The organism is Pseudomonas deceptionensis, from assembly GCF_900106095.1.
Classification (GTDB): domain Bacteria; phylum Pseudomonadota; class Gammaproteobacteria; order Pseudomonadales; family Pseudomonadaceae; genus Aquipseudomonas; species Aquipseudomonas deceptionensis.
This window is the reverse complement of the sequence record NZ_FNUD01000002.1, coordinates 682,719-707,181: the sequence shown is the minus strand read 5'-3', so window position 1 is coordinate 707,181 and position 24,463 is coordinate 682,719. Positions and strand designations below refer to the sequence as shown.

At 59.4% G+C, this 24,463-nt stretch carries 24 protein-coding genes and 1 tRNA gene; 13 read left to right on the top strand and 12 right to left on the bottom strand.

Annotated elements, in window-relative coordinates; all coding sequences use genetic code 11:
* Window positions 1–18: 18 nt before the first annotated feature.
* Window positions 19–774, bottom strand: coding sequence for an ABC transporter substrate-binding protein (locus tag BLW11_RS03010; protein ID WP_048360520.1), 756 nt, complete (start codon window positions 772–774; stop codon window positions 19–21).
* A 13-nt stretch (window positions 775–787) separates the two neighbouring features.
* Window positions 788–1,561: an ABC transporter ATP-binding protein gene (locus BLW11_RS03005; protein ID WP_048360519.1), complete on the bottom strand. Its 774-nt coding sequence runs from the start codon at window positions 1,559–1,561 to the stop codon at window positions 788–790.
* Window positions 1,562–2,112: 551 nt separating this feature from the next.
* Between BLW11_RS03005 and gabP the strand changes: the two genes are divergently transcribed.
* From gabP to BLW11_RS02980, 5 genes are all read left to right on the top strand, one after another.
* The gene (gene gabP / locus BLW11_RS03000; protein ID WP_048360518.1) at window positions 2,113–3,504 is read left to right on the top strand and encodes a GABA permease; all 1,392 of its coding nucleotides are present in this window, start codon (window positions 2,113–2,115) and stop codon (window positions 3,502–3,504) included.
* Between the two features lie 194 nt (window positions 3,505–3,698).
* Window positions 3,699–4,424 carry an IclR family transcriptional regulator gene (locus BLW11_RS02995; RefSeq protein WP_048360517.1) on the top strand — a complete coding sequence of 242 codons (726 nt, stop codon included), beginning with the start codon at window positions 3,699–3,701 and terminating at the stop codon, window positions 4,422–4,424.
* Window positions 4,425–4,444: 20 nt separating this feature from the next.
* The gene (hutG, locus tag BLW11_RS02990) at window positions 4,445–5,383 is read left to right on the top strand and encodes a formimidoylglutamase (RefSeq protein ID WP_048360516.1); all 939 of its coding nucleotides are present in this window, start codon (window positions 4,445–4,447) and stop codon (window positions 5,381–5,383) included.
* Window positions 5,384–5,441: 58 nt separating this feature from the next.
* A complete protein-coding gene (gene gltS / locus BLW11_RS02985; RefSeq protein ID WP_048360515.1) occupies window positions 5,442–6,650 on the top strand; it encodes a sodium/glutamate symporter in 1,209 nt (402 codons plus the stop codon).
* A gap of 234 nt (window positions 6,651–6,884) precedes the next feature.
* The gene (locus BLW11_RS02980; RefSeq protein WP_074836703.1) at window positions 6,885–7,118 is read left to right on the top strand and encodes a DUF1272 domain-containing protein; all 234 of its coding nucleotides are present in this window, start codon (window positions 6,885–6,887) and stop codon (window positions 7,116–7,118) included.
* Between the two features lie 45 nt (window positions 7,119–7,163).
* Here the strand turns inward: BLW11_RS02980 and BLW11_RS02975 are convergent, their stop codons facing one another.
* Window positions 7,164–8,024: an alpha/beta hydrolase family protein gene (locus tag BLW11_RS02975; RefSeq protein WP_048360514.1), complete on the bottom strand. Its 861-nt coding sequence runs from the start codon at window positions 8,022–8,024 to the stop codon at window positions 7,164–7,166.
* Window positions 8,025–8,083: 59 nt separating this feature from the next.
* Complete coding sequence (locus tag BLW11_RS02970; RefSeq protein WP_048360513.1) at window positions 8,084–8,554, bottom strand: hypothetical protein; 471 nt, start codon at window positions 8,552–8,554, stop codon at window positions 8,084–8,086.
* Window positions 8,555–8,730: 176 nt separating this feature from the next.
* On the opposite strand from BLW11_RS02970, the gene BLW11_RS02965 reads away from it, so the two are divergent.
* On the top strand, window positions 8,731–9,057 hold the full coding sequence (locus tag BLW11_RS02965; protein WP_048360647.1) for a hypothetical protein: 327 nt from the start codon (window positions 8,731–8,733) through the stop codon (window positions 9,055–9,057).
* 195 nt (window positions 9,058–9,252) lie between these two features.
* On the opposite strand, the gene BLW11_RS02960 is transcribed toward BLW11_RS02965, so the two are convergent.
* From BLW11_RS02960 to BLW11_RS02945, 4 genes are all read right to left on the bottom strand, one after another.
* Window positions 9,253–9,328, bottom strand: a tRNA-Phe gene (locus BLW11_RS02960).
* A 104-nt stretch (window positions 9,329–9,432) separates the two neighbouring features.
* Window positions 9,433–9,705 (bottom strand): oxidative damage protection protein, encoded by a 273-nt coding sequence (locus BLW11_RS02955; RefSeq protein ID WP_003438557.1) that lies wholly within the window; start codon window positions 9,703–9,705, stop codon window positions 9,433–9,435.
* Window positions 9,702–10,769 (bottom strand): A/G-specific adenine glycosylase, encoded by a 1,068-nt coding sequence (gene mutY, locus BLW11_RS02950; RefSeq protein WP_048360512.1) that lies wholly within the window; start codon window positions 10,767–10,769, stop codon window positions 9,702–9,704. Before mutY ends, BLW11_RS02955 begins: the two co-directional genes overlap by 4 nt.
* On the bottom strand, window positions 10,766–12,976 hold the full coding sequence (locus tag BLW11_RS02945; protein ID WP_048360511.1) for an AsmA family protein: 2,211 nt from the start codon (window positions 12,974–12,976) through the stop codon (window positions 10,766–10,768). Before BLW11_RS02945 ends, mutY begins: the two co-directional genes overlap by 4 nt.
* Window positions 12,977–13,274: 298 nt before the next feature.
* On the opposite strand from BLW11_RS02945, the gene BLW11_RS02940 reads away from it, so the two are divergent.
* The 7 genes from BLW11_RS02940 (at window position 13,275) to BLW11_RS02910 (ending at window position 19,054) form a co-directional block, all read left to right on the top strand.
* Window positions 13,275–14,936: an OFA family MFS transporter gene (locus tag BLW11_RS02940; protein ID WP_048360510.1), complete on the top strand. Its 1,662-nt coding sequence runs from the start codon at window positions 13,275–13,277 to the stop codon at window positions 14,934–14,936.
* 243 nt (window positions 14,937–15,179) lie between these two features.
* Window positions 15,180–15,773 (top strand): imidazoleglycerol-phosphate dehydratase HisB, encoded by a 594-nt coding sequence (hisB, locus tag BLW11_RS02935; protein WP_003438561.1) that lies wholly within the window; start codon window positions 15,180–15,182, stop codon window positions 15,771–15,773.
* Window positions 15,773–16,411, top strand: a complete 639-nt coding sequence (hisH, locus tag BLW11_RS02930; protein WP_048360509.1) for an imidazole glycerol phosphate synthase subunit HisH — start codon at window positions 15,773–15,775, stop codon at window positions 16,409–16,411. Before hisB ends, hisH begins: the two co-directional genes overlap by 1 nt.
* Window positions 16,411–16,668, top strand: coding sequence for a DUF2164 domain-containing protein (locus tag BLW11_RS02925; RefSeq protein ID WP_019824815.1), 258 nt, complete (start codon window positions 16,411–16,413; stop codon window positions 16,666–16,668). The genes hisH and BLW11_RS02925 overlap by 1 nt, the downstream gene beginning before the upstream one ends.
* Before the next feature lie 39 nt (window positions 16,669–16,707).
* A complete protein-coding gene (gene hisA / locus BLW11_RS02920; RefSeq protein WP_048360508.1) occupies window positions 16,708–17,445 on the top strand; it encodes a 1-(5-phosphoribosyl)-5-[(5-phosphoribosylamino)methylideneamino]imidazole-4-carboxamide isomerase in 738 nt (245 codons plus the stop codon).
* A gap of 10 nt (window positions 17,446–17,455) precedes the next feature.
* The gene (gene hisF / locus BLW11_RS02915) at window positions 17,456–18,226 is read left to right on the top strand and encodes an imidazole glycerol phosphate synthase subunit HisF (protein WP_048360507.1); all 771 of its coding nucleotides are present in this window, start codon (window positions 17,456–17,458) and stop codon (window positions 18,224–18,226) included.
* A gap of 72 nt (window positions 18,227–18,298) precedes the next feature.
* Window positions 18,299–19,054: a substrate-binding periplasmic protein gene (locus tag BLW11_RS02910; protein WP_048360506.1), complete on the top strand. Its 756-nt coding sequence runs from the start codon at window positions 18,299–18,301 to the stop codon at window positions 19,052–19,054.
* 121 nt (window positions 19,055–19,175) lie between these two features.
* On the opposite strand, the gene BLW11_RS02905 is transcribed toward BLW11_RS02910, so the two are convergent.
* The 4 genes from BLW11_RS02905 to gpmI all read right to left on the bottom strand — a co-directional run bounded on the left by BLW11_RS02905 (window position 19,176) and on the right by gpmI (window position 24,331).
* Window positions 19,176–19,946, bottom strand: coding sequence for a divergent polysaccharide deacetylase family protein (locus BLW11_RS02905; protein ID WP_048360505.1), 771 nt, complete (start codon window positions 19,944–19,946; stop codon window positions 19,176–19,178).
* A gap of 1 nt (window position 19,947) precedes the next feature.
* Window positions 19,948–21,264, bottom strand: a complete 1,317-nt coding sequence (locus tag BLW11_RS02900) for a S41 family peptidase (protein ID WP_048360504.1) — start codon at window positions 21,262–21,264, stop codon at window positions 19,948–19,950.
* Window positions 21,265–21,299: 35 nt separating this feature from the next.
* The gene (locus tag BLW11_RS02895; protein ID WP_048360503.1) at window positions 21,300–22,586 is read right to left on the bottom strand and encodes a murein hydrolase activator EnvC family protein; all 1,287 of its coding nucleotides are present in this window, start codon (window positions 22,584–22,586) and stop codon (window positions 21,300–21,302) included.
* Between the two features lie 209 nt (window positions 22,587–22,795).
* Window positions 22,796–24,331, bottom strand: a complete 1,536-nt coding sequence (gene gpmI, locus BLW11_RS02890; protein WP_048360502.1) for a 2,3-bisphosphoglycerate-independent phosphoglycerate mutase — start codon at window positions 24,329–24,331, stop codon at window positions 22,796–22,798.
* Between the last annotated feature and the right edge of the window lie 132 nt (window positions 24,332–24,463).

Below are 24,463 nucleotides of genomic sequence, written 5' to 3'. Positions count from 1 at the left end.
GCGCACCGGTCAGGCAGGTCAGTAGATGCTGAACGGGAAGTACTTGTCGTTGATCTTCTTGTAGGTGCCGTCTTCAACGATTTCCTTGAGGGCCAGGTTCAGCTTGGCGCGCAGTGCGTTGTCGCCTTTACGCAGGGCGATGCCGACCTTGTCGTCTTCGTTGACCGGTTCACCCTTGAACTCGTAAGCCTGGCCAGCCGGGCTTTTGAGCCAGTCGTAGTTGGCGTACTTGTCAGCCAGCAGCGCATCAACACGGCCCGAAGTCAGGTCGAGGTAGGCGTTTTCCTGGGTGTCATACAAGGAGATGGTCGCGTCTGTGCCCAGGTTGTCATCCAGCCAGGTTGCGGCCTGGGTTGAACGCTGGGTGCCCAGGGCCTTGCCCTTGAGCGAAGCGAGGTCGGTTTTGAAATCGACTTTTTTCGGAGCAATGAACTGCTGCTTGTTGGAGTAGTACGGGTCGGTGAAATCGACCGCTTGCTTGCGCTCGTCAGTGATCGACAGCGACGACACGATGAAATCGTACTTTTTGGCGTTAAGCGCCGGGATGATGCCGTCCCAATCGGAAGTGACAATCTCGCACTCGGCTTTCATCTTGGCGCACAGGGCCATGGCGATGTCCGGGTCGAAGCCGACGACTTCACCACTGGCGTTTTTGTTATTGAACGGTGGGTAAGCACCTTCAATGCCCACTTTGTATTTATCAACAGCCAAGGCATTGGCGCTGAAAACCAGTGTGGCGGCAGCGGCCAGGAGAAGCTTTTTATAGTTCTGCATTCGTATTGCTCCGTTAGCGGTTGCTGGACATGAATTGTTTACAACGCGCCGAAACCGGGTTGTCGAACACCTGTTCTGGCGACCCTTGCTCTTCGATCAGGCCTTGGTGCAAAAATACGACTTCGGTGGACACCTGACGGGCAAAGCCCATCTCATGGGTGACCAGCAGCATAGTGCGACCTTCTTCGGCGAGTGCGCGGATCACACTAAGTACTTCTTGAACCATTTCCGGGTCAAGTGCCGATGTCGGCTCGTCGAACAGAATGACTTTGGGTTGCATGGCCAGGGTGCGGGCAATCGCAGCGCGCTGTTGCTGACCGCCAGACAACTCGGATGGATAGGCGTGGCGCTTTTCGGCAATGCCAACCTTGGCCAGCAATGCTTCGGCCACTTCGATCGCCTCGGCCTTGCTTTGCCCCAGTACCCGACGCGGTGCCTCGATGATGTTGTCGAGGATGGTCATGTGCGGCCACAGGTTAAAGTTTTGAAACACAAAACCCAGTTCACTGCGCATGCGATTGATCTGCTTGCCATCGGCCGCGACCAGTTCGCCATTTTTGGCTTTCTTGAGTTTGAGCTCTTCCCCGGCGACCACGATCTGGCCTTCGTGGGGGTTTTCCAGCAGGTTGATGCAGCGCAACAGGGTGGACTTGCCGGAACCGGAAGAACCCAGGATCGAGATCACGTCGCCGTCGCGTGCGGTCAGCGAGATACCTTTAAGTACCTCAAGCTCGCCGTAGCGTTTGTGCAAGTTGCGGATTTCAAGCGCGGGCGTGGCCAAAGCCATGTGCGTTCCTCATTGTGTTCGGGTGCGACCCTGCTGTTGGGCGGCCTTCCTGGCGATGGCCAAGCTAGCATAGGGTCGCAGTGGCAACCAACCGCCCTGACGGCACAAAAAAGCGAGGGGGTGGTCATGTGTCGCATCGCTACAGCAGACTGTCGCGCCGACAACAACCGACCCCTTGTTTCGCCGTTTGGCCAGACAGGTGTCGCGTAAAAAAGGTCGCGATGGTGCCAGTTTTGGCCCGGTGTTGGAAGCGCGAACCTACTAAAGGTCAAAGATGCGCACCGCTTTTGGGCTATATGGGCAATTTTGTGTATTTTTGGTGCGTCGCAAGCCATGTAACTGAGTGTTACGGTAACGAATTGGCAAAAAGCCATTACTCTCAATGGGTTGCAGCGAGCGCGATGAATCGTTGCAGCCCGCGCAAACCGTGCACTTGTCACATTCTGGCTCATTTATTGCGTAAATAATTCTAAACGCCCCGTAGGTTACTTTTTACGAGAAGGTAATCAAGCGCGGCGCTCGGAATGGCTTTCACTGCAAAGGTAGTCCCAATGAGCAATACGCAAACCTCTAATGGCCTGGAGCAAGGGCTCAAGCCACGGCATGTCACCATGCTGTCGATTGCCGGGGTCATCGGTGCCGGCTTGTTTGTCGGCTCCGGACACGCGATTGCGCAAGCGGGTCCCGCGGTACTGCTGGCTTACGCGGCAGCCGGTACGCTGGTGGTGTTGGTGATGCGCATGCTGGCCGAAATGGCCGTCGCATCCCCTGACACCGGTTCGTTCTCCACTTACGCCGACCGTGCCATCGGGCATTGGGCCGGCTTCACCATCGGCTGGCTGTACTGGTGGTTCTGGGTGCTGGTTATCCCGCTGGAAGCTGTCGCGGCCGGCACCATCTTGCATGCCTGGTTCCCCGGCACGGCGATCTGGGTGTTCACCCTGGTCATCACCCTGTTGCTGACGGCCACCAACCTGTTTAGCGTCAAGAACTACGGCGAGTTCGAGTTCTGGTTTGCGCTGGTCAAGGTACTGGCGATCATTGGCTTCATTATCCTCGGTGTGCTGGCGATTTTCGGCTTCCTGCCTACCAGTCAGGTCAGCGGCGTCTCGCACCTGGTCGACACCATTGGCTTTATGCCGAACGGCATGGGCGCCGTACTGGCCGCCATGCTGACCACCATGTTCTCGTTTATGGGCACTGAAATCGTCACCATCGCGGCGGCGGAATCCAAAGACCCAAGCAAACAGATCACCAAGGCCACCAACTCGGTGATCTGGCGCATTGGCTTGTTCTACCTGGTATCGATCTTCATCGTTGTGGCCCTGGTGCCGTGGAACGACCCGGGCCTGGCCCAGTTCGGTTCCTACCAGACAGTACTCGATCGCATGGGCATCCCGAATGCCAAGCTGATCGTGGATATCGTGGTATTGATCGCGGTCACCAGCTGCCTGAACTCGGCGCTCTACACCTCCTCGCGGATGCTGTACTCCCTGAGCAAGCGCGGTGACGCACCGGCTGCGGCCAAGCGCACCAACGCTGCGGGCACGCCTTACTGGGCAGTGATGATGTCCACCGGCGCAGCCTTTGTAGCGGTATTTGCCAACTACGTGGCCCCGGCTGCCGTGTTCGAATTCCTGCTGGCCAGCTCTGGCGCCATTGCGTTGCTGGTGTACCTGGTGATTGCCATATCGCAGCTGCGCATGCGTCAAAAACGTACGGCACTGGGTGAGGAAATCTCGTTCAAAATGTGGCTGTTCCCGGGCCTGACCTGGGCGGTGATCGTCTTCATCGTGGCCATTTTGACGCTCATGCTGTTCCAGGAAGCGCACCGCGTTGAAATCATGGCCACCGGTTTGCTGAGCATTCTGGTGGTGTCGGCTGGCTTGCTTGTGGCACGCCGTCGACGTATCGAGAAGTTGGGGGCACCGGTACTCAGCTGAGGCCAGGAAGGCTTTCACTGTTGAGTCCACAATCAAGGCCGCCATCCTCAGGGATGGCGGCCTTTTTTGTGGGTCAAAGAACGCGAATTAGCGACCGCTGATCGTTATCTGCGGGTTTTTTCCCACTCAGTGGGAATCGAGTTTCAGCTAATGGGAAACTCGGTGCACCATGCCCGCAAGAGCATGAGGCCGATATGAACTACAACACGCCCACTGATCGCTTGCTGCAAATCCTCGTCACTCTGGGGCAATCCGGCGAGGCGATCTCCGCCAAAGAACTGTCCGAGCAACTGTCTCAGCCGCTCAGCAGCACCTATCGCCATCTCAAGACCCTGCTGCGCTGGGGGCTTGCCGAAGAGAACGGTCAGGGTCGCTATTTGCCGGGGCCAACCTGTTTGCAACTGGCCAAGAAATTCGACCGCGAAGCCGTGTTGGTGACCCTCGCCAAGCCGGAACTCAAGCGCCTGGCCGAGCAAAGCCAGGAAAGCGTGGCGCTGATGGTGCCCAGCAATGGCCAGGCGATTTGCATCGAGCTGGTCGACAGCCCGCAGCCGCTGCGTTGCTGCTACCAAAAAGGGCTGGCCCAGCCGCTGTTGGTCGGCGCGTCTGCGAGGGTGCTGTTGGCCTACATGGATGAGGCGCAAAGCCTGTCGGCTCTTTTGGCGCAAGGCGTCGAAAGCGAGCAAGTCGCCACGTACCAGCGCAGTTTTGCCGAGATCCGCGCTGCCGGTTATGCCGTGAGCGTGAGTGAGATCGACGACGGCATTTGGGGTATCAGCGCGCCGTTGCTCGACAGCCGCAATCGCCTGCAAGGCGCCATCAGCCTCATGGCTCCCGCCTCCCGGGCGCACACCCGCAGTGAACGCCTGATCCGCTGGACCCAGGACGTGGCCCTGCGCCTGAGCGCCCGGCTCGACTGAATTTGACTGGAGTTTCAAGCATGACTGTTGTTTCTGACATGCCCCTGTGGACAGGTCGTATCGACGCTGGCGAAGGGCAGGGCGCGCTGCGCTGGCATCAATGGGTCAAGCCCTTCTGCGAGGATCAGCCTGCAGGTGCGGCACTGATTGGACTGGCCTGTGATGAAGGGGTCAAACGTAATCAAGGACGCACCGGCGCCCGTCTTGGCCCGCCAGCACTGCGCACGGCGTTGGCCAACCTGGCGTGGCACGGTCGGGCGCCGTTGTATGACGCGGGCGATGTGAGCTGCACCGACAGCAACCTTGAAGGCGCGCAGCAGATTTACGCTCACCACGTCAGCTATCTGCTCGACCAGGGCCATTTGCCGTTGGGGCTGGGTGGCGGCCATGAAATCGCTTTTGCCAGCTTTAGCGGTCTTGCCGATCACCTGCGCCAGGCCACCCCGCATGCGCGGATCGGCGTTCTCAACTTTGATGCCCACTTTGATCTGCGCCATGGTGAACAGAGCAGTTCGGGCACCCCTTTTCGCCAGATAGCCGAGTACTGCCAGCGCGCGCAGATGCCGTTCACCTATTGCTGTCTGGGTGTCAGCCAACTGAACAACACCCAGGCGCTGTTTGAGCAGGCGCAGCGACTGAATGTGCGTTACCGCCTCGACCGGCAAATGAACAGCTGGGACATACCCGCCTGCGAAGCGTTGATCGATGATTTCTTGCAAGACGTCGATCACCTCTACATGACCATCTGCCTTGATGTCCTGCCCGCCAGCCAGGCGCCCGGTGTCAGTGCGCCGTCGGCCCATGGTGTGGACATGCAGATCGTCGAGCATCTGGTACGCCACGCCAAGGCCAGCGGCAAATTGCGCATGGCCGACATCGCCGAGCTCAACCCCGGCCTGGATATCGACAACCGAACCGCCCGCATTGGCGCGCGTCTGCTCGCCAGCCTGATTGATTAAGTTTTTCCGTAAATCCCTGAAACCGCTTGTTGAATCATAAGAAAAAGAGAAATTCGCCATGCTGACATTCGAACTGGATGCGCTGAGCACCCTTGCTCTCGCGTTGCTCCTGCTGGGCCTGGGTGCCCAACTGAAAAAACGTAGCTACTGGCTGCGTCAACTGTGTGTTCCTGCACCGGTGATTGGTGGTTTTGGTTTTGCCTTGGTGATCTGGCTGTTACGTGATCAGCAACTGCTCAACCTGACCCTCGACACCAGCCTGCAAACCCCGCTGATGGTGGCGTTTTTCACCACTGTCGGCTTGGGCGGCAGCCTGGGCTTGCTGCGCAAGGGCGGCAAATTGCTGTTTATCTACCTGGGTGCGTGCTGGGGCCTGGCGTTGGTGCAAAACGTGGTGGGTGTCAGTGTCGCCAAGCTGCTGGGCATCGACCCGTTGCTGGGGATCATGGCCGGCGCGGTGTCACTGGAAGGCGGTTTTGGTGCGGCGGCAGCCTTCGGGCCGATTGCTGAAAACCTCGGCGCGGTAGGTGCGACCACTGCAGCGCTGGCCGCTGCAACCTTTGGCATGGTGGCAGGCGGCTTGCTGGGTAGCCCGCTGGCGCGCTGGTTGATCGAGCGCAACAAACTTGTGGTCAAGGCCGAAGCCGTTGGCAGCCTCAAGGCGTTTGAAGACGTGGTCCACACGCCGCCGTCCGCGCTGGACGCAGCCACTTTGTTGCGCTTGTTGACCTGCATTGTGGTGATCATGGTGCTGGGGTTCTGGCTGGGCTCCAGCTTGCAACAGCATCTGGGCATCGTGTTGCCGAGCTATGTGGGCGCCATGTTCGTCGCGATCATCCTGCGCAACCTCAATGACCGTGCCCAGGTTATCGAGATGCCCGACCATGCCGTCAGCACTATTGGCGATGTGTGTCTGGGCATGTTCCTGACCATGGCAATGATGAGCTTGAAGTTTTGGGAGCTGGAGAAGCTCGGCTTGCCGCTGCTGGTGATCCTGGTGGTGCAGGTGGTGATCATGATTTTGCTGTGCGTGTTCGTCCTGTTCCGTCTGTTTGGCCGTAACTACGACGCGGCAGTTTTGTGCGCCGGCTTCATGGGTCACGGGCTGGGCGCGACGCCCAATGCCGTGGCCAACATGGGCGCTATTTGTGACCACTACAAAGTGTTCTCTTACAAAGCCTTCATCATCGTGCCGCTGTGCGGCGCCGTGCTGATCGACATTGTGGCCATCCCGATGATCACCTGGTTTATCAACGCTTTCAGTTGATGATCACCTGGCGGTTTTTCTGCTGAATCGCACCGAAGCCATCGCCGGCAAGCCGTCCCCTGCACGTGGGGGCCAGCTTGCCGGCGATGGCGTCTGTGCGCATTCAATTTGGTCGTGGGATTTTGATCTGTCCCAAGGCCACAGCATGGCAGTCCGTAAATTAGCGGTTGGTTTTTTGTGGGAAGCGTCTTAAATGCAGTGGAGGAAAGTTTTCCTGTTGCCAATGAGGTGCCCATGCTCGAATTACGCCCCAATTGCGAATGCTGTGATTGCGACCTGCCACCAGACACCTCTCAGGCCCGGATTTGCTCGTTTGAGTGCACCTTTTGCGCGACTTGCGTGGAGCAGAAGCTGGGAGGGCTTTGCCCTAACTGCGGCGGAGAATTGCTGGCGCGCCCGCGGCGGCCGGCGAATAACCCGCCGTCGGGTGCGCGGGTGTACAAGCCTGAAGGCTGTACCGTCCGCTGACGTGCCCGGGTTCAGTTCAATTGTCGTGTGTGAGACCGGGGGTTATCAGGGCTTGCTGCTGATCACTCGCCCCGGCACATCCAGCGCCAATTCCCCCGCTTGCAGCCATTGCAAAGCAATCGGCCACAAGGTGGTTTGAAAGCGGCTGTGGAAAAACGCGAAATGGCCGATCGAGGTTTCGCCAATTTCTTCAGGTTTTATCCGTAGATGCGTACGCGGGCTGGCGCTGAAGTGGCTTAGCAGGCGTTCGATGGCGGCCACGGTGCCGAAAGGATCGTCGCTAAGGCTGATAGCGAGGGTTTTGGCGGTCACTGATGAAAATGGCAGGGCCGTAAGGTGGCGTGCGCTGGGGAGCTTCTCGTAGCGCGTACTGAAAGCGCCCCAGTCCTTGACCACACCTGCGGGGGTGTCTTCGAGCCAGCCCATGCGCTTGCCGGGGAAATAACCGCATACGCGAGTCAGCAATGGCATGACCCCGTGCCATTTGGCGAGCATTTGCCAGCGCTGTGCAGGCGCGTAGTCGCGCCAATGCGCAAATTGCGCGCCCACGGTCACCAGATGGCGAATGGCCGTCCCGGAAGCCGCCAGCCCCGCAGCACAGCCGCCAAAGCTGTGGCCGACCACGTCGATCGGCTGGCCGGGATATTCGCGCTGTGCGCGCTTGAGGAGCGCCTGAGCGTCCAGTGCGCCCCAGTCCGACCATGTGGCCTCAAAACCGCGCAGCGAACCGGCCCGTGAAGCGCCGATGCCGCGATAGTCGAACAGCATCACGTCCAGGCCATGGCTGAACAGGTATTCGGCAAAACGGGAGTAGTACTGGCAGCGCACTGAGGTGGCGGCGTTGATGATGACCACGGCACGGGTGGTGTCCGGCGTGGGTTGGCGCCATTCAAAACCGCCCAGCAGGTAACCGTCAGCAGCGGGCTCGGTGAACGCCCGGCTGACAGGTTCGAGCAGCAGTGCTGTCAGTGCGTGCTCCGGGCGTTGCGCTCCATCAGCAGGCGGGAAGCTTCGACGTAGGCTTTCTGGAAGGTCGGGGTCTCGATCCAGGCCACGGCGCTGTCTTCATCGTCGCCATGGATGGCGATGCGGTATTCGATCAGCAGGCCCATCAGGAAGTCGGTAGCAGGCTCTTCTTCCTCTTCCGAGATCACCAGCTCCAGTACCGGATATTGCAGGAACACCGTGCACATGGTCTGCAGGTTGACGGTTTCGGCTACTTTCATGGCCTGGAACAGGTCGTCGTAATCGGCCGGGTCAAAGCCGTTGTCGAGGATGTCCTGGAAGTTGAACGTGCTCAGGTCGATCTTCACGTCATCGAACGGATTGTCGATCAGTGCGCCAGCCGACGCCTTGGCCGGTTTGCCGACGCGGTTCTGCTTGGCTTTGGTCTTGGCCCGCTGCGCGTGCTTTTGCTGTTTGTTTGGCGTTGCCATGTACATGTGTCCTTTGCGGGCTAAGGGGGTATTGAACCTCAGGTTTTGGGGATCACCAAGTGTGGATCATGGATTGAGTCAATTATTGGATGTGCAGCCGGGCCTGCCGGGAACCTATCCTGCTCGGATCGCTCAAATTCCAGACAATAACTTGAACTTGCGGGATGCACCGAACCATGAATATCACCTCGCTGACCTTGCTGTGTCTGACCGCTTTCGCCGTTCAAGTGCAGGCTTCCAGCTCCGATGCTTGGGAGGGCTACAACAAGGAGGTGCTCGCGGGCTGCACCCAGGCCAGCACCCTGAAAAAGGTGACCCCCGTCGGTGCTCCCGCGCAATTTGACGATCGGGTGGGCTACACCGCGATTCTGTTGCAGGGTCAATATCCGCAGAAACACATGAAAGGCCGGTATGGCACTGAGCTTTGCCTCTACAACAAACAGACTAAAGCGGCCTACGTGACCGAATGGGACTCGATCCGGCCTGCCGGGAAGGCTCAGTAATGAGGTGCGGGTTTCAAGGCAAAGGCGCGTAGAGGGGGAGCGGTTGTGGGGGCTCAATAAACCCTGTGCCGCGAAAGGCACAATCATGGGTGAATGAGCCCGAGCACATTGTTAAATCACGGCCAAAAAAAAACCCGCACTAGGCGGGTTTTTCTTTGCTTTGAGGTGATGTTTGCACCACATCAAAGCTGAATGTGGTGCCCAGAGACGGAATCGAACCGCCGACACGGGGATTTTCAATCCCCTGCTCTACCGACTGAGCTATCTGGGCAACGGGGCGCATTAGAAGCCTTTTTCGATGACCCGTCAAACACTTTTTTGAAAAATATTTAGTTATTACCGTCGCTTACGGACCAAAGCCTTTAAAACCGGGATTTATTCGGTTGGCGGAACGTAGCCTTCAGCTTGTGCGTATTCTTCGCCGCTGAAGAATTTATCCATTTCGCCCTGCAAATATTTTCGATCTTCGGCGTTCATCATGTTCAAACGCTTCTCGTTGATCAGCAAGGTCTGGTGTTTTTGCCAGTCGGCCCAGGCTTTGGCCGAAACGTGATCAAAAATGTCCTGACCTTTGGCGCCCGGAAACGGAGCGCGCTCAAGGGCGGGCAATTCTTCTTTGTACTTGCGGCAGATGATGGTGCGGGTCATGACGACTCTCCAGCGTTCAATAGGTCGGCTGCGCGTTTGAGCAGCTTCTTGACCGGGGCAGCAAGGCCCAGGCGCGGCGGGGTGGCGAGGTTATACCAGAGCCAGTCGGCCTCGGCCACGTGATGGCCGGACTCCTTGACGTGGATCAGCCAGGGTTCGATGGCCAGTTGGAAGTGGCTAAAGGTGTGAGTCAGGCCGCCCAGTTCGTGCTGCGCGCCCAGGGTCAGTGAGTGTTGCAGCGCCAGGTGCTCGATGTCTTTGAGGTCATCGAGTTCGGGCAGGCTCCACAGTCCGCCCCACAAACCGGTCGACGGGCGGCGGTAAAGCAGGATCGCACCGTCGGCATTGGCCAGCATTGGCATCAGCGTGCGCCTTTGCGGGATGGTCTTGCGCGGCTTGGGGATCGGGTAGCGCGTCTCAAGGCCCAGCAGGTGCGCTTCGCAGCCGCTTTCGAGCGGGCACAGCAGGCAGCTGGGCTTGCTTCGGGTGCAGAGCGTGGCGCCCATGTCCATCATCGCCTGGGTGTAGGCGTTGACGCGGTCGTGGGGGGTGAAGCGCTCTGCGGTGGCCCACAGTTCTTTGGCAACCTTGGGCTCGCCGGGGTAGCCCTCTTGCGCGGTGTAGCGTGCCAGCACCCGTTTGACGTTGCCGTCCAGGATTGGTGCACGCAGGCCCATGCTCAGGCTGGCAATCGCACCTGCGGTGGATAAACCGATGCCGGGCAGCTCGACCAGCTGTTCTACATTGCGCGGGAATTCGCCGCCATGTTCGGCAACGACGATCTTCGCGGTCTTCTGCAAATTGCGCGCGCGGGTGTAGTAGCCAAGGCCTGTCCACAGGTGCAGCACTTCGTCTTCCGGTGCGGCGGCCAGGGCTTCGACCGTTGGCAGGGATGCCATGAACCGGTCGAAGTAGTTCAGCACGGTGCTGACCTGGGTTTGCTGCAGCATGATTTCCGAGACCCACACCCGGTACGGGGTGATGCCCTGTTGCCAGGGCAGGTCATGGCGGCCGTGGCGGTCATACCAATTGAGGACCGCCGCTGAAAATTGCTCGTCTCTCATCGGTTGAACAGCCCCTTGAGGGCGTTTTTGAGTTCCGGGCTGACCTTGTCGCCCAGTTTTTCTTCAAGTTTGTCACTGAGCTTGTTGCCTGCCACCTTGGCGGCGACTTTGCCCAGCCCTTCCTTGTCCAGACGGCAGGCCTTGGCACCCAGTTCAAGCGGGCCACGGCAGCGCAATGGCAGTTCGACGCCGACAAAGTTCTTGCCGACCTGGCACGCCGGGTCCGGCATGGCACGGGTGTCGCCTTCGACGACGATGCCGATGCGGTAGTCCATGCCCAGTACGCGCAGGTCGATGTCGCCATCACCTTTTACGCTCAGGCCAGGCATGCGCACGATCATGTCCGGATTGCTGGCTACGCCGTTGCGGAACACCAGGCTGCCCTTGAGCTCCTTGAACGGAGTGTCTTTGGCCAGCGGGGCGCCGCTCAGGGTTTTACGATTGAGGGTGGAGATGCCCTTGCACAGTTGCTGTTCCAGGTTGGCATTGAGCAGTACGCCGTTGTTGAGCGCAAAGCTGGCGGTGCCGTTGAGGCTGGAAATCAGCGCGCTTTGGCTATTGCCGCTGCCCGTGACGTTGCTGTTGAGGGTCAGCAGGCCCGTTACCGGAGGCTTTTGACCCTGGCTTTGCAGGATTTTTTCGACCGGGACGTTCGTAATGCGGGTTTGCAGTTTGACCACCGGCAACATGGGTTGCACGTCCAGGCTGCCGTTGGCCGCAAAGTTGCCTTTGTAGAGGTCGCCGCTCAGGTTTTCGAGGGTCAGCAGGCCTGCCTTGCTGTTGGCCTTGAGCGCAGCATTCTGGATCGGCAACTGGCTGAGGGTCAGTTGGCCAAAGCTGATGTCGGCAGTCAGATCCAGGGTCTTGAGGCGAGTCACTGGAATGATTTTGGCTGTACTCCAGCCGCTCTTGGTCGGTGCGTCCGGCAGCGGCGTATCGCCCGATGCGGCCAGAGCGTTGGCTTCGCCGCCCTGTACTTCGGCCTTGCGGGCAATGCTGGCGCTGTTGGCTTCGGCCGATTTTGGCGGCAGGTAGCGATCAGCGTCGAATGTGTCGCCTTTGAGCTGGATACGCACGGCTTGTTTGGCGAAGTCCTCAATGGCAATGCGCCCGGTGAAGGTGCTGTCATCGACTTTCAGGTTGAGGTCGTCAAAGGTCACGCTGGTGGGGGTACCCGACAGGCGACTGACCAGCTCGACTTTGCTCAGGCTGTCCGGTGCCATTGCGGGCAGGGGGTGGCCGATGCTGTCGAGGAACCTGGCCAGATCGAGCTGGGCAATCGACAGGCCGCCGCTGATTTGCGCGGTGGTGTCGAGATTGTTGGCCTTGAGTTCGCCCAGGGCCCGCAGCTGGTTGGCGGAGATTTTCAAACTGCTCCATTCGGCGACGTTTGCAGCCAGATCAACCAGGATTTGCCCTTGCGCGGCAAAGGTCATGGTTTTGCCTTGCAGCGGTTCGCCTGACGCTTCGCCCGTGACTTTCATGTCTTCGAGCTGGTAGCGCTTGAGCACACGGTCAAATCGCAGCTTGCCGTCGACTTCGGTCTTGACCCGCATCACGGGCTGGTTGGTGCCCAAAAAGGCCGTCAACTTGACCGGGATGCTGGTGGCTTCGTGTACCGGGCCGGTGCTCAGCTGGATGCTCTCGGCGCTGAATTGCTTGCCACTTTGCTCGTCGTTGTACTCAACCCGGGCGTTGTTCACGGTCAGGCTGTCGATATCGAGCTTGAGCGGCTGGCTGGAGTTGTCCGGCTTGGCAGCCGGCGCGGGCTCGGTGCTGGTGGAGGTGCTCGCGTCTACTGTTGCCGGCTTGCCGATGTCCTGCCAGTTGCCGTGACCGTTCTTGTCGCGGGTCAGGCGCAGGTTCAGGCCTTCGACACGGACATCGCTCATTTGCACTTCTTTGCGCAGCAGCGGCAGCACGCGTACGGACAGACCGAGCATTTGCAGGTCGGCGAAAGGCTGGGTCGGCGCGGCGAGAGTTGCGACGCTGGCGTCGTGCAGCTCCAGGCCGAGCCAGGGGAATAGGCTCCAGCCGATGTCGCCATTGAGGGTCAGCTCAATGTGGGCTTTGTCACGGGCTATCTGGCGGATCTCGTCTTTATAGTCGTTGGGATCGAACAGATGGCTCAGGGCAAAGCCCAGGGCCACGATGATCAGCAACAATCCGAGAAGCACCAGACCCAGGATTTTGCCGAACGCTTTCATGGGCGAGTCCTTGTAAGTCTGAGTGAAAGGGTGAGTTTTAAATTTAGCCGCAGAGTATAGCCCCACGCGCTGAATGACTGGGGGCGGATAGTGCCGGATCAGTTTGCTGCTCAAAGACCAAATCAGCTTGGGCTTTTACCTGCCCCTCAGTGGTAGTCTGCGACTGTTTTCCAGACCTTCTGCGGCGCATTGTCGCGCCATGAACTTGCTCCGACAAAAACGACTGTGTGCCGTAAGGCGCCAAAGTCGGGGGTTGAGTGTGTCTGGAGAATTACTTCATCACCTGGGGGAAACACCAATGAGTACCAGTACTGTTGTGGGCAGCCTTGCCTCACAACCAGCGTTTCTGTCCAAGGAACGCATCATCGCCAAACCCGGCTTCAACCGTTGGCTGGTTCCGCCAGCGGCCCTGGCCATCCACCTGTGTATCGGCATGGCCTATGGCTTTTCGGTGTTCTGGTTGCCGCTGTCCAAGGCTCTGGGCGTAACAGCCCCTGTGGCTTGCGCGCCGGACATGAGCTTTATTGCCCAAATGTTCTCGTCACAATGCGACTGGCCGATTTCGATGCTCGGCTGGATCTACACCTTGTTTTTCATCTTCCTGGGCTGCTCGGCAGCCGTGTGGGGCGGCTGGCTTGAACATGCCGGGCCGCGCAAGGCCGGTGTGGTATCGGCGCTGTGCTGGTGCGGTGGCCTGCTGATCTCGGCGTTGGGCATTTATACCCATCAAATCTGGCTGATGTGGCTGGGATCTGGGGTGATTGGCGGTATCGGCCTTGGTTTGGGCTATATCTCGCCTGTATCGACGCTGATCAAGTGGTTTCCGGACAAGCGCGGCATGGCCACGGGCATGGCGATCATGGGTTTTGGTGGTGGTGCCATGGTGGGTGCTCCACTGGCCGCGGCGCTGATGAACCATTTTGCCGGGCCTGAGGGTGTGGGCGTGTGGCAGAGCTTCGTGGCGATGGCGGCGATTTACTTTGTCTTCATGATCGGCGGCGCCTTGTCGTACCGCGTTCCGCCGACCGGCTGGAAGCCTGAAGGCTGGAAAGCGCCCGTCAAAAAGGCAGCAAACGCGATGATCACCCAGCGCCATGTGCACGTGAGCGTGGCCTGGAAAACTCCGCAGTTCGCGCTGGTGTGGCTGGTGCTGTGCCTCAACGTATCGGCAGGCATTGGTATTCTGGGCATGGCTTCGCCCTTGTTGCAGGAAGTGTTCGCAGGCAAGTTGCTGGGCAATGACCTGACATTCGGTCAGCTGGATGCTGCGCAGCTGGCTCAAATCGCGGCCATTGCTGCCGGCTTCACCGGTTTGCTGAGCCTGTTCAACATTGGCGGGCGGTTCTTCTGGGCTTCGTTCTCGGATTACCTGGGGCGCAAAAACACCTACTTTGTGTTCTTCGCACTGGGTTTTGCGCTGTACGCGATGATTCCCAACCTCGGCCATCTGGGCAACGTGTCGCTGTTTGTGGCGGCGTTTTGCATCATCCTGTCGATGTACGGCGGCGGTTTTGCCACCGTGCCGGCGTATCTGGCCGACCTGTTCGGGACGCAGATGGTCGGCGCGATTCACGGTCGCCTGCTGACAGCCTGGGCGGCGGCGGGTGTGCTGGGGCCGGTATTGGTCAACTACCTGCGCGAATACCAGTTGAGCATCGGCGTTGAGCGGGCGGCGGCGTATGACATCACGCTGTACATCCTCGCAGGGCTGCTGGTACTGGGCTTTATCTGCAACTTGCTGGTGCGTCCGGTGGCCGACAAATACTTCATGACCGACGCTGAACTGGCTGCTGAGCAGGCGCTGGGCCATGACAAGGGTGCAGATGCCAGCACTTCACTGGAGTGGAAAGCCGCACCGGGTAGCCATCCATTGGTTATCGCGGCCTGGTTGGCCGTGGGCATTCCATTGCTGTGGGGTATTTGGGTGACCGTGCAGAAGACGGCGGTATTGTTTAACTGATTCAGGAGGCGCCATTTCGTATGGCGCCTTTGTAGCCGCTGCCGAAGGCTGCGATAAGGGCCGAAGGACCTTCCTGCAAGCTTTACAGTACGCCCCTTCGGGCCCGATCGCTGCCTTCGGCAGCGGCTACAGAATCAGCCGTTGTGTTCACTCCGTCAGCCGTATCACCCTTAATGTTTCTGTTTGCCAGACCCGTGCCTATAATGGCCACCTTTTTCGCCCAATGATTTTGCGGAGCTGGTGATGGCCGAACGTAAGGCGTCAGTCGAGCGCGATACTCTGGAAACCCAGATTAAAGCCTCGATCAACTTGGATGGTACCGGTAAGGCCCGATTTGATATCGGTGTTCCTTTTCTTGAGCACATGCTCGACCAGATCGCCCGACATGGGTTGATCGACCTGGACATCGAGTGCAAAGGCGACCTGCATATCGACGATCACCATACCGTCGAGGATGTCGGCATTACCCTCGGCAAGGCTTTCAGCCAGGCCGTTGGTGATAAAAAAGGCATGACCCGCTACGGTCACGCTTATGTCCCGCTGGATGAAGCGCTGTCGCGTGTGGTTATCGACTTTTCGGGCCGTCCAGGCCTGCAAATGCACGTGCCATATACCCGCGCCACCGTGGGCGGCTTCGATGTCGATCTGTTTCAGGAGTTCTTCCAGGGCTTCGTGAACCACGCCAACGTCAGCCTGCACATCGACAACTTGCGCGGCACCAACACCCACCACCAGATCGAAACCGTGTTCAAGGCCTTCGGCCGCGCGTTGCGTATGGCTGTCGCGCTGGATGAGCGCATGGCCGGGCAAATGCCCTCGACCAAGGGCGTGCTCTGATGCAGACAGTGGCGGTTATCGATTACGGCATGGGTAACTTGCACTCGGTGGCCAAGGCGCTGGAGCACGTTGGCGCCGGTCGGGTGCTGATTACCAGCGACGCCGACGTGATTCGCGAAGCTGACCGCGTGGTGTTCCCGGGTGTGGGCGCGATTCGCGACTGCATGGCGGAGATCCGTCGTCTGGGTTTTGATTCGCTGGTACGCGAAGTCAGTCAGGATCGTCCGTTCCTCGGTATCTGCGTCGGCATGCAAGCGTTGCTCGACCACAGTGAAGAGAACGGCGGGGTTGATTGCATTGGCCTGTTCCCGGGTGCTGTGAAGTTCTTCGGCAAGGATCTGCACGAAGACGGCGAGCACCTCAAGGTGCCGCACATGGGCTGGAACGAGGTGCAACAAAAAGTGGATCACCCGCTGTGGCACGGCATCCCCGACCTGGCGCGTTTTTACTTTGTACACAGCTACTACATTGCGGCGGGCAATCCTCGCCAGGTAGTCGGTGGCGGGCATTACGGCGTCGATTTCGCCGCAGCGCTGGCCGAGGGCTCGCGCTTCGCGGTGCAGTTCCACCCGGAAAAAAGCCATACCCACGGCTTGCAGCTGCTGCAAAACTTCGCGGCCTGGGATGGTCGCTGGTAATGGCGCCTCGCAAGAAGCCGCCGATTCTCACGCTCACTCCCGAGCAAGAGAGCGAAGCCAACAGCAAGATCAAACGCTTTATGGAAGACCGCTTCGAACTGGACCTGGGTTCGTTCGAGGCGGCTGAAATCCTTGAGCTGTTCACCCGCGAAATCGCGCCGCATTACTACAATCGCGCGATTTTCGATGTGCAAACGCACCTCAAAGAGAGGTTCGAGAGCATCGAAAGCGACCTGTGGGCGCTCGAGAAGAACTGATTTCCGAGTCTCAGACTCCCGAATTTGAAGGTTTGCCAGATGCTGATTATCCCCGCTATCGATCTTAAAGACGGTGCCTGTGTACGTCTGCGCCAGGGCCGTATGGAAGACTCCACGGTGTTCTCCGATGACCCGGTGGCCATGGCCGCCAAATGGGTAGAGGGCGGTTGCCGCCGTTTGCACCTGGTTGACCTGAACGGTGCATTCGAAGGTCAGCCGGTCAACGGTGAAGTAGTGACGGCCATTGCACGGTTGTACCCGAAGTTGCCGATCCAGATCGGCGGCGGCATTCGCTCGCTGGAAACCATCGAGCACTACGTCAAGGCAGGCGTGAGCTACGTGATTCTGGGCACCAAGGCGGTGAAGAACCCTGAGTTCGTGGCCGAGGCGTGCCGTGCGTTCCCTGGCAAGATCATTGTCGGCATGGACGCCAAAGACGGCTTCGTGGCCACCGATGGCTGGGCTGAAGTCAGCACCGTGCAGGTCATCGACCTGGCCAAGCGTTTTGAAGCGGACGGCGTGTCGGCCATCGTTTATACCGACATCGCCAAAGACGGCATGATGCAGGGCTGCAACGTGAGCTACACCGCCGCGTTGGCCGCTGCTACCCGCATTCCGGTGATCGCGTCGGGCGGCATCCACAACCTGGGTGACATCAAGGCCCTGATGGACGCCAAGGCTCCGGGCATCGTGGGCGCCATCACCGGCCGTGCAATCTATGAAGGCACGCTGGATGTAGCCGAGGCGCAAGCCTTCTGCGACAGCTACAAGGCCTGAGGAGAAACCCATGGCGCTGGCCAAACGCATCATCCCTTGCCTGGACGTGGATAACGGCCGGGTTGTAAAGGGCGTCAAGTTCGAGAACATCCGCGATGCTGGCGACCCGGTCGAAATCGCCCGTCGTTACGACGAGCAGGGTGCTGACGAGATTACCTTTCTCGACATCACCGCCAGCGTCGATGGCCGCGATACCACGTTGCATACCGTCGAGCGCATGGCCAGCCAGGTGTTTATCCCGCTGACCGTGGGCGGCGGCGTGCGTTGTATCCAGGACATTCGCAACCTGCTCAATGCCGGTGCGGACAAAGTGTCGATCAATACTGCGGCGGTGTTTAACCCGGAGTTTGTGGGCGAAGCGGCGCAGCATTTTGGTTCGCAGTGCATCGTGGTAGCGATTGATGCCAAAAAGGTCTCACTGCCGGGCGAGGCACCGCGCTGGGAAATCTTCACCCACGGTGGGCGCAAGCCTACCGGGCTCGATGCTGTCGAGTGGGCCATGAAGATGGAAGGCCTGGGGGCCGGCGAAATTCTGCTGACCAGCATGGATCAGGACGGCATGAAAAACGGCTTTGACCTGGGTGTGACCCGTGCCATCAGCGATGCGCTGGGCATTCCGGTGATCGCCTCGGGCGGCGTTGGCAACCTGCAGCATCTGGCCGACGGCATTCTGGAAGGTCACGCCAGTGCGGTACTGGCCGCGAGCATTTTCCACTTTGGCGAGTACACCGTGCCAGAGGCCAAGGCGTACATGGCAGCGCGTGGAATCGTGGTCCGCTAAACCCAAAGGCTACTGGACAGCATGGCGTGCCCACGGCACTCTTGAGCACGCCATGGATTTAGGTCGCCTGTCATGTTTAAACGCTTTTTGCCTGTTCTCGCCGGTTCCACGATGTGGCTGGCGAGTGCCGCTTTTGCGGCCGATGCCTCGCATTCTTCGATGGTATTGCTGACTGAAAACTTCCCGCCGTACAACATGGCGAAAAACGGCAAAAACTTTGCGCAAAACGAAAATATTGAAGGCATCGCCGTCGATATTCTGCGTGAAACCTTCAAACGTGCCGGTATCTCTTACAGCATGACCTTGCGCTTCCCTTGGGAGCGTATCTATCACCTTGCCCTTGAAAACCCCGGATACGGCGTGTTTGTGACTGCCCGCGTGCCCGAGCGTGAAAAACTGTTCAAGTGGGTCGGCCCGATTGGCCCGGATGACTGGGTGTTGCTGGCCCGAGAGGACAGTCCGATTACCCTGACCTCGCTTGAGCAGGCCCGCCAGTACCGAGTAGGTGCTTATAAAGGCGATGCCATTGCCTTGTCCCTGGAGAAGCAGGGGCTGGCGCCGGTGATTGTGTTGCGCGACCAGGACAACGCCAAAAAACTGCAAGCCGGGCAAATCGACCTGTGGGCCACCGGGGCTCCGGCGGGGCAGTTCCTGGCGCGTCAGGTGGGGATAACCGGCTTCAAGACGGTGCTGCGCTTTAATCAGGCCCAATTGTATTTGGCGTTGAATAAAGACGTGCCGGATGAGGTGGTGAACAAGTTGCAAATAGCGCTGGATCAGTTAAAGGCTGAAGGCGTGGTCGATAAGATTCGCGCCAAATATCTCTAACCACAATACGCGGATGTGGGAGCGAGCCTGCTCGCGAAGGCATTACCGTGGTTTGCCTGATAGGCCTCGCCGCCTGCATCGCGATGCAGGCTCGCTCCCACAAGAGCCGAGCCCGTAAGTGCTAGCGATAAACCCCATCCTTCCCGTGCCCGGCCATGGCCTTGTTGCTGCGCACGCCGATCATCTGTTTGATATCAATCCATTCAATGCCCTGGGCTTTCAGCTTGGGCAGCTCGCGTTCAAGCACGGCCAGCGTTTGTGGGTACGGGTGGCCGATCATCACCGCCGAGCCTTGCTTATGGGCCAGTTTGATCGCGGTTTCGAGTTGCGTGGTAATCGCCTGCTCGGTGCGCACGTCGTCGAGAAACACATCCCGTGAAACACTGGCCAGGCCGATCTTCTGCGCCTCGGCAGCGGCGACGGTTTGTGCGCTTGTACGGCTGTCGACGAAGAATTTATGGCGCTGCTGCAAGTTGCCCATCAACCAGGCCATGGCCGGCTGCTGGGAGGTCATGCGGCTGCCCATGTGGTTGTTGATGCCGCTGGTGTAAGGCACGGCCTTGAACGCCGCATCCAGGCGTTTTTCGAGCTCGTCCATGGGCAAGCCGGGGTGCCAGGCAAACGGCCCGGTGGCCGGGTCCATAGGCATGTGCAAGATGACGATCTTGCCGGCCTTGTGGGCTTCACGGGCAAACTCGGCGGCGTGGGGGGTGTCTGGCATCACGGCGGCGGTCACCGGCCCGGGCAAGGCCAGCACGCGACGGTCGCGTGGCAGGTTTTGCCCAAGGTCATCGATGATCAGGCTCAGGTAAGCCTTGTGAGGTGTAGCCGGCGCCGCATGGGCGGCACCGGTCAGGCAGCAGAGCAGGGCCAAAGCCAGAGTAAAGCGCACTTCAGTTACCGCGCGTAATGCTCAGGCCTTTGAGCAGGCTCAGGGCCTGGCTCAGCTGGAAGTCATCGTCCTGAGGCATCGGTTTGGCTTTGGGGTTGGAGCCGGTCGGTTTGTCGGCACCGCCGTTGCCATTGCCAAGGTGACCTTGCAGGTCGGCCTCTTTGTAGTACTCGGTGTCTTGCTCGCGGGTGATCTTGGCGCGGTTGACTTCGATGTCCGGCACGATGCCCTGGGCCTGAATCGAGCGCCCGTTCGGGGTGAAGTACAGCGCAGTGGTGATTTTCAGCGCACGGTCATTGTTCAGTGGCAGCACGGTTTGCACCGAGCCTTTACCGAAGCTGGTGGTGCCCATCACGACGCCGCGTTTTTGATCCTGCAAGGCACCGGCGACGATTTCTGACGCCGAAGCACTGCCGCCGTTGATCAGCACGACCAATGGAACGCCTTCGCTCAGGTCCTTGCCGGTGGCCGAGAAGCGCAGCTCCGAGTTGGCGATGCGGCCCTTGGTGTAGACGATCAGGCCTTTGGTGATGAAGTGATCGACCACTTCAACCGCCGATTGCAGCACGCCACCCGGGTTGTTACGCAGGTCGAGGATGATGCCCTTGAGCCTTTTGTTGCCGTTTTCTCTGCGCAGTTTGGACAGCGCGGCGGCCACTTCTTCGCCGGTCTTGACCTGGAACTGAGTGATACGGATGTAGCCGTAACCGTCTTCAAGCAGCTGGGCCTTGACGCTTTTGACCTGGATGTTGGCGCGGGTCAGGGTCACGTCAAACGGCGTGCCGCCATTGCGCACCAGGGTCAGGGTGATTTTCTGGCCGATCTTGCCGCGCATTTTGTCCACGGCTTCGGTCATGCTCAGGCCGCGGGTGGGCTGCCCGTTGATCTTGACGATGAAGTCGCCAGCCTGAATCCCGGCCTTGCTGGCAGGGGTGTCGTCGATCGGTGAGACGATCTTGATATTGCCGTCTTCGGCGCCGACTTCGATGCCCAGCCCGCCAAACTCGCCGCTGGTGCTTTCTTGCAGCTCGGCAAAATCTTCGGGGCCCAGATAGGCAGAGTGCGGGTCGAGGTTGCTGAGCATGCCTTTGATGGCATTCTCCAGCAGGGTTTTGTCGTCCACGGGTTCAACATACGCGGCCTTGATCCGGTCCATGACCTCGGCAAATGTGCGCAGTTCTTCCAGTGGCAGCGGTGCTTTTGCACTGGAAGCAGCACCTGCCGGCGCAATGGCCGGCTCGGCAGCAAATGCCATCGGCGAGCCGATCACCAGGGCGATCGTCAGGGCCAGCGAGTTGAGGCGGGGCAAATGCGGCATGTTGAGCGAACTCCTACGTATTAAAGGTGATGGACTCATCCCTGAGTGCGACACCATTGTGCAGGGTCGCTCGGGCGGCCCTGCTGACGAATAGCGAAATACAGTGCTGGTGTGGCTTGCCCACCGCTGTTGCCCACGGTGGAAATCACCTCGCCGGCCTTAACGATGTCTCCGGCAGACTTGAGCAACGTCTGGTTGTGGCCATACAGGCTTAAGTAACCATTGCCGTGATCCAGGATCACAAGCTGACCTGCGCCGCGCAGCCAGTCGGCAAACACCACGCGGCCACCGTGAACGGCGTGTACCTGGCTGCCGGCGGCGGCGCTGATCATCACGCCGTCCCACTTGGTGCGCGAATCATCGCCACGGGTTTCACCGAAGCGTGCCAGCAGTCGACCATCAACTGGCCATGGAAGTTTGCCCCGGGCCTGAGAAAAAACGCCGCCGTACGAAGCACCGGCACTGGAGACCAGTGGGCCCGGCGTTGATTTGACAGCTTTGCGGGGGGCGTCGGTGGCAACCGCTTCAGCCTCGCGCTGGCGTTTTTTCTCGGCTTCCTGCTGAGCGATCAGGGCTTTTTGGCGCGCCTGTTCGGCTTCGCGGGCTTGGCGTGCCAGGGTTTCTTCAATGGTCTTGAGGACTTTAGCCAGATCAGCCTGATCCTGCTCACGAGCTTGCAGCTTTTGATCGCGATCCTTTACGTCGGTATTGAGCTTGGCCAGTACTTGCTGGCGCTCCGCACGTACTTTGTCGAGTTCAGCGCGCTGGGTGTCCAGGCTGCTTTTTTGAGTCAGCAACTGAGCCTGTTGCAGGTTGATGTCCGCTTCGACATTGGCCAGTTGGCGCAGGGTCTCATTGAAACCCTTGAGCTGTGCCAGGCGGGCCTGGCTCAGGTAATCGTAATAGGTGAGGGTTCGGGCGAACTTCTCGGGGTTTTGCTGGTTGAGCAGCATCTTCAGGTATTCCTGACGCCCGCCCTGATAGGCGGCACGGGCCTGAATGGCGATCAGGCGTTGCTGTTCAATTTTTGCGCTGTGGAGATTTTTTTTCTCGCTATCTAGGCGCAGCAGCTCGCCTTCACTCTTTTTTAGTTCTTGTTGCAGGGTTTCTACCTGCTTCTCCAGTTTGCCGATTTCGGTTTCGGTACCGCGCAGGTCTTTCTGCACGCCGGATTTTTCTTCCTGGAGCTTGCCGAGGAGCTTTTTCAGCTCGCCGATATCCTGGCGCGTAGCATCCAGCTGCTGTTGGGTTTGCGCGCGCTCGTCGGCAAACGCCGGTTGGAGCAGGCATGCGAGGGTCAGGGCTATAAGGGCGCGAAGCATGGGGCGGGCGACACCTGGGGAACGGGACGGCCTAGTATGCCCGGCCTCGTCACCTATAAGAAATGGATGAAGGTGAAATTGTCATGGATCGGTCAGCCCCCGTGGGAGCGAGCCCGCTCGCGAATGTCGTTAACGATAGCGCATGTTGATTGGATCATCGCGGTGCGCTTGAGACCTTCGCGAGCAGGCTCGCTCCCACAGGTTTTACTTTAAGCGTCGACCAGAATGCTCTTGCCGGTCATTTCTTCAGGCTGTGGCAGGCCCAGCAGTTTGAGCATGGTTGGCGCCACGTCGGCCAGCACGCCGCCTTCGCGAACCTTGAGTGCACGCTTGCCGACATAAATGAACGGTACAGGCTCGCACGTGTGTGCGGTGTGGGCCTGGCCGGTGGCGTCATCGGACATCTGCTCAACGTTGCCGTGGTCGGCCGTGATCAGGGCTTCGCCGCCGACTTTATCCAGCGCTTGAACAATACGACCCACGCAAGCGTCCAGGCATTCAACCGCTTTGACCGCAGCGTCGAATACGCCGCTGTGGCCGACCATGTCGCCGTTGGCGTAGTTGACCACAATCACGTCATAACGCTGGTTTTCGATGGCATCGACGATGTGGTCGGTGACTTCGGGGGCGCTCATTTCAGGCTGCAGGTCGTAGGTGGCGACTTTCGGCGAGGGCACCAGGATCCGCTCTTCACCCGGGAACGGTTCTTCGCGTCCGCCCGAGAAGAAGAAGGTCACGTGGGCGTATTTCTCGGTCTCGGCGATGCGCAGCTGGGTTTTGCCGTTTTTGGCGAGGTAGTCGCCGAGCACGTTCTCCAGGCTGCCGGGCGCAAATGCGCTGGGTGCCGGGATGCTGGCAGCGTATTGGGTCAGCATCACAAAACCGGCCAGTTTTGGCTGGCGGGCACGTTCGAATGCGTTGAAGTCGTCTTCAACGAACACGCGGGTCAGCTCGCGGGCACGGTCGGCACGGAAGTTCATGAAGACCACGGCGTCGCCGTCTTCAACCTTGACCGGCTCGCCGATAGTGGTGGCTTTGACGAACTCGTCGCTTTCACCGCGGGCGTAAGCGGCGTCCAGACCCTCTTGGGCGGTGGCTGCGTTGAACTGGCCCTTGCCGTCGACGATCAGGTTGTAGGCTTGCTCCACACGGTCCCAGCGGTTGTCGCGGTCCATGGCGAAGTAGCGACCAATCAGGCTGGCGATACGGCCTTTGCCGAGGTCTTTGAACGCTTCGTCCAGCAGCTCAATAGAGGATGCCGCGCTTTTGGGCGGAGTATCGCGGCCATCCAGGAAGGCGTGCAGGTAGATTTTTTCCGCGCCGCGTTTGAATGCCAGCTCTGCCATCGCGATCAGGTGGTCCTGGTGGCTGTGAACACCGCCGTCTGACAGCAGGCCCAGGATATGCACGGCCTTGCCTGCACTCACCGCCTTGTCGACAGCGGCACAAATGGTCGGGTTCTCGAAGAACTCGCCATCGCGGATCGACTTGGTGACGCGGGTGAAATCCTGATACACCACGCGGCCGGCACCAAGGTTCATGTGGCCGACCTCGGAGTTGCCCATCTGGCCGTCAGGCAGACCGACGTCCATGCCCGAGCCTGAGATCAGGCCGTTTGGCATGCTCGCGCAAAGACGATCGAGCACCGGTTTCTTGGCCGAGTAGACGGCGTTGTATTCGTGGCTTTCACTGTGACCGAAGCCATCCAGGATGATCAGGACCAAAGGTTTAGGCGTGGTAGTCATAGATCCCACTCGCGGCTGGTTTAATGAGGACGCGCAGTTTAAAGCGAAGTTCATGTGGCGTCACCGCCGGGCGGGGTTTGGCCGACCAAGGCGGCTGTGTATACTGGCCCACATTTTACGACCCTGGAACCT

Bases quoted from the DNA above. Each gene is read 5' to 3' on its own strand.
- BLW11_RS03010 (WP_048360520.1), bottom strand. From the start codon at position 774: ATGCAGAACTATAAAAAGCTTCTCCTGGCCGCTGCCGCCACACTGGTT.
- BLW11_RS03005 (WP_048360519.1), bottom strand. From the start codon at position 1,561: ATGGCTTTGGCCACGCCCGCGCTTGAAATCCGCAACTTGCACAAACGC.
- gabP (WP_048360518.1), top strand. From the start codon at position 2,113: ATGAGCAATACGCAAACCTCTAATGGCCTGGAGCAAGGGCTCAAGCCA.
- BLW11_RS02995 (WP_048360517.1), top strand. From the start codon at position 3,699: ATGAACTACAACACGCCCACTGATCGCTTGCTGCAAATCCTCGTCACT.
- hutG (WP_048360516.1), top strand. From the start codon at position 4,445: ATGACTGTTGTTTCTGACATGCCCCTGTGGACAGGTCGTATCGACGCT.
- gltS (WP_048360515.1), top strand. From the start codon at position 5,442: ATGCTGACATTCGAACTGGATGCGCTGAGCACCCTTGCTCTCGCGTTG.
- BLW11_RS02980 (WP_074836703.1), top strand. From the start codon at position 6,885: ATGCTCGAATTACGCCCCAATTGCGAATGCTGTGATTGCGACCTGCCA.
- BLW11_RS02970 (WP_048360513.1), bottom strand. From the start codon at position 8,554: ATGGCAACGCCAAACAAACAGCAAAAGCACGCGCAGCGGGCCAAGACC.
- BLW11_RS02965 (WP_048360647.1), top strand. From the start codon at position 8,731: ATGAATATCACCTCGCTGACCTTGCTGTGTCTGACCGCTTTCGCCGTT.
- BLW11_RS02955 (WP_003438557.1), bottom strand. From the start codon at position 9,705: ATGACCCGCACCATCATCTGCCGCAAGTACAAAGAAGAATTGCCCGCC.
- mutY (WP_048360512.1), bottom strand. From the start codon at position 10,769: ATGAGAGACGAGCAATTTTCAGCGGCGGTCCTCAATTGGTATGACCGC.
- BLW11_RS02945 (WP_048360511.1), bottom strand. From the start codon at position 12,976: ATGAAAGCGTTCGGCAAAATCCTGGGTCTGGTGCTTCTCGGATTGTTG.
- BLW11_RS02940 (WP_048360510.1), top strand. From the start codon at position 13,275: ATGAGTACCAGTACTGTTGTGGGCAGCCTTGCCTCACAACCAGCGTTT.
- hisB (WP_003438561.1), top strand. From the start codon at position 15,180: ATGGCCGAACGTAAGGCGTCAGTCGAGCGCGATACTCTGGAAACCCAG.
- hisH (WP_048360509.1), top strand. From the start codon at position 15,773: ATGCAGACAGTGGCGGTTATCGATTACGGCATGGGTAACTTGCACTCG.
- BLW11_RS02925 (WP_019824815.1), top strand. From the start codon at position 16,411: ATGGCGCCTCGCAAGAAGCCGCCGATTCTCACGCTCACTCCCGAGCAA.
- hisA (WP_048360508.1), top strand. From the start codon at position 16,708: ATGCTGATTATCCCCGCTATCGATCTTAAAGACGGTGCCTGTGTACGT.
- hisF (WP_048360507.1), top strand. From the start codon at position 17,456: ATGGCGCTGGCCAAACGCATCATCCCTTGCCTGGACGTGGATAACGGC.
- BLW11_RS02910 (WP_048360506.1), top strand. From the start codon at position 18,299: ATGTTTAAACGCTTTTTGCCTGTTCTCGCCGGTTCCACGATGTGGCTG.
- BLW11_RS02900 (WP_048360504.1), bottom strand. From the start codon at position 21,264: ATGCCGCATTTGCCCCGCCTCAACTCGCTGGCCCTGACGATCGCCCTG.
- BLW11_RS02895 (WP_048360503.1), bottom strand. From the start codon at position 22,586: ATGCTTCGCGCCCTTATAGCCCTGACCCTCGCATGCCTGCTCCAACCG.
- gpmI (WP_048360502.1), bottom strand. From the start codon at position 24,331: ATGACTACCACGCCTAAACCTTTGGTCCTGATCATCCTGGATGGCTTC.